This is a genomic window from Mesorhizobium sp. M7A.F.Ca.CA.001.10.2.1 (assembly GCF_003998575.1).
Lineage (GTDB): Bacteria > Pseudomonadota > Alphaproteobacteria > Rhizobiales > Rhizobiaceae > Mesorhizobium.
This window is the reverse complement of sequence record NZ_RZQY01000750.1, coordinates 1-2721: the sequence shown is the minus strand read 5'-3', so window position 1 is coordinate 2721 and position 2721 is coordinate 1. Positions and strand designations below refer to the sequence as shown.

General features: G+C 61.7%; 3 protein-coding genes. All 3 read right to left on the bottom strand.

Features of this window, described 5'->3' with window-relative positions; genetic code table 11:
• On the bottom strand, nt 1-1225 hold a 1225-nt coding region (locus EN964_RS31115), incomplete at its 3' end, for a CpaE family protein (protein ID WP_127277178.1).
• 25 nt (nt 1226-1250) lie between these two features.
• Nucleotides 1251-1985 carry a CpaD family pilus assembly protein gene (locus EN964_RS31110; RefSeq protein WP_127271264.1) on the bottom strand — a complete coding sequence of 245 codons (735 nt, stop codon included), beginning with the start codon at nt 1983-1985 and terminating at the stop codon, nt 1251-1253.
• Between the two features lie 14 nt (nt 1986-1999).
• A partial coding sequence (locus tag EN964_RS31105; RefSeq protein ID WP_164776123.1) for a type II and III secretion system protein family protein occupies nt 2000-2721 on the bottom strand: 722 nt, incomplete at its 5' end.

Sequence of the window (2721 nt, the reverse complement as noted above, 5' to 3'; positions counted from 1 at the left end):
GCTTGATTGCGCTGCGCCCGGGCAGCACATGCGCCATTTCGTTGATCATCGCGACGACCGGGTTCTTGGCATCCATTTCGCCAAGCATGCGTCCGTTGTTGGCGGCATTGCCGAACAGCAACGGATCAAACGCAATGACCGACATCGGCGACAGGCCGAGCGGCTCGGCGAAATCGGACGGCGAAATCTCCGGGCGCTTCGGCACGCCGGCCTGGTTGATGATCAGCTTGGGCGGCGGATCATTGGGACGAAGCCGCTTGAGCATATCGACGAGATTCTTGGTGTTGCGCAGATTGGCGAGTTCCGGTGTCGCGGTGATGACGATCTCGTCGGCCTTGACCAGGGTGTTCTTGGTCCAGCCCGTCCAGGCATGCGGGACGTCGAGCACCAGAAGCGGCACGCTGCGCTGGGCGGTGTCGATAAGCTGCGCGAAGGCCTCGGGATCGAAATCATAGACCCGTTCGAGCGTCGAAGGCGCTGCCAGCAGCGACAGATGCTCGGCGCACTGGGTCAGCAGCCGGTCGAGATAGACTTCATCGATGCGTTCGGGTGAAAACACCGCCTCGGCGATGCCTTGCGCCGGATCCTGGTCGAAATTGATGTTGGCGGTGCCGAAAGCCAGATCGAGATCGGCGACGACCACTTCGGATTTGAACAGGGAGGACATCGCCCAAGCCACATTGTGGGCGATCGTCGAGGAGCCGACACCGCCCTTGGCGCCGACGAAGGCGATCGAGCGGCCGAGCGGCTCGGCTTCCGGATCGATGAAAATCGACGACACCACGCTGACGATGTCGGCCATCGAGACCGGAGCGATCACATATTCGGAAATGCCGTTGCGGATGAGCTCGCGGTAGAGGCCGACATCATTGTAGTGGCCGATCACCACCACCTTCGACGTCGGATCGCAATATTCCGAGAGCTGGGCGAGTTGCTCCAGCAATTGCTTGGGCTCGCTGCGCGATTCCAGCAGGATCAGGTTGGGCGTCGGCGCCGATTGGTAGAATTCGATGGCAGTGGGGACGCCGCCCATATGGACCTTGAGATGCGCCTTCGTCATGCGGCGGTCCTCGCCGGCGCGCTCGACCGGGTTGGCAACACCCTCGGTCTCGCAGAATGCCTGGATCGAGATGCGCGGGATCGGCCGCAACGCCTGCATCGCGGCGATGTCCTGCTGCGAGGTATCGCTGCCGTCTACAGGAGTGTCATAGGCCAGATTGTTCATGTTCGTGTACTCCGAACTGCGATCGTTAGTAGCTAACTTCGCCTTCTGCTTCCCAATCAAAGAAGGGTTGATTTCGGTACCCATCGATGACTTTCCCACGCTGCTCGGCGTCGATAGGTGCCTGCTTGCGCGGTCCGAGCAGGTCGGCCGGATTGGCCATCTGGGCGGCGAGGTTGTTCTGATACGAGCAGCCGAAATCGGCGTAGTGCTTGTTTTCCGAGGTCTCCACCAGATCTTCGGGCCAACGCCCGCATTTGTCGGTCTGAGCTTTCACCGAGATATAGGCGACGCGAATCGGGGCCGAGGCTTCGGCGGAAGCGGACTGATAAGAGGTCATGACAATCCGGTTGCGCTTGATGCCGCTGGCAACCACCAGCCTGACAAAATCGCGGCTGGCAGCGGCCGCCGCGATCTCGTTGGCCGAGCCGACAGGGATAGCGATCGTCACCGCCGGAGCGGCGCTCCTGTCGTAGCCGTCGAGAAAGCCCGAAAGCGTGTCACGCTGAGAGCCCGTCATACCACGGTCACCGGCGCCCACCGGCAGGTCTATCTTCTGGTTCTTCTCCGCGATCACGATCGGATGGTTGGTGCGATAATCGTCCGGGATGGCGCCGACCGTGATGCTGTCGCGCTGGGCGCAGCCGGTGAGCAGCGCCGCCACCGCAACCGCCAGGACAGGAACGAACCGCCGGCAGACCTGCGAGCGGCCAAAGCGCATCGGTGCGGCGATGGTGCTTGCCTTCAATGCTGACTGAGACATGTCCGCTTCCCCGCTCACTTGTAGATGAAGCCGACGACGCCGTGGTAGCGGCCGTTGGGCTTGTCGGTCTGCATGGTGCCGTAGACGCGATTGACTCGGCCAAGGAACATGGCAGCGCCATCGCTGGCGGCGTTGAAATTGTCGTCCGGCTTGGCAAGGTCGTTGCGCGCCACCGGCTTCACCAGATAGGGCGTGATGATGATGACGAGTTCGGTCTCGTTGCGCACGAAATCTCTGCTGCGGAAGAGCGCGCCGAGCACCGGGATCTTTGTCAGCCCGGGCAACCCGTTGACGGCTTGCCTGACATCGTCGCGAACCAGGCCGGCGATCATCATGGAGCCGCCCGAGGGGAGTTCAACGGTCGTATCGGCAAGACGTTTGCGCAGCGACAGTGCATTCATGCCGGGGCTCGTCACGCCTGAGGAGAGCGATACGGACCCCTCGGTTGTCGGCTCGGAAACCGACGTCCTAACTTTCAGGCTTATGCGACCGGGAGACAACACCACCGGCTGGAATTCCAGGCCGATGCCGTACTCGATCTTTTCGATGGTGTAGGTCTTCAGGCCGGTCTGGTTGTCCTGCGATACGTTTGCTGAGACACCTGAAACCATATTGTATTCACCGCCGACCTTGAAGGTCGCCTTCTCCCCGGATACGGCGGTCAAGGTCGGCTCGGCCAGGGTTTTCATGACCCCGGACTGCTCCATGGCGTTGACATAGGCCTGCAGCGCCGACG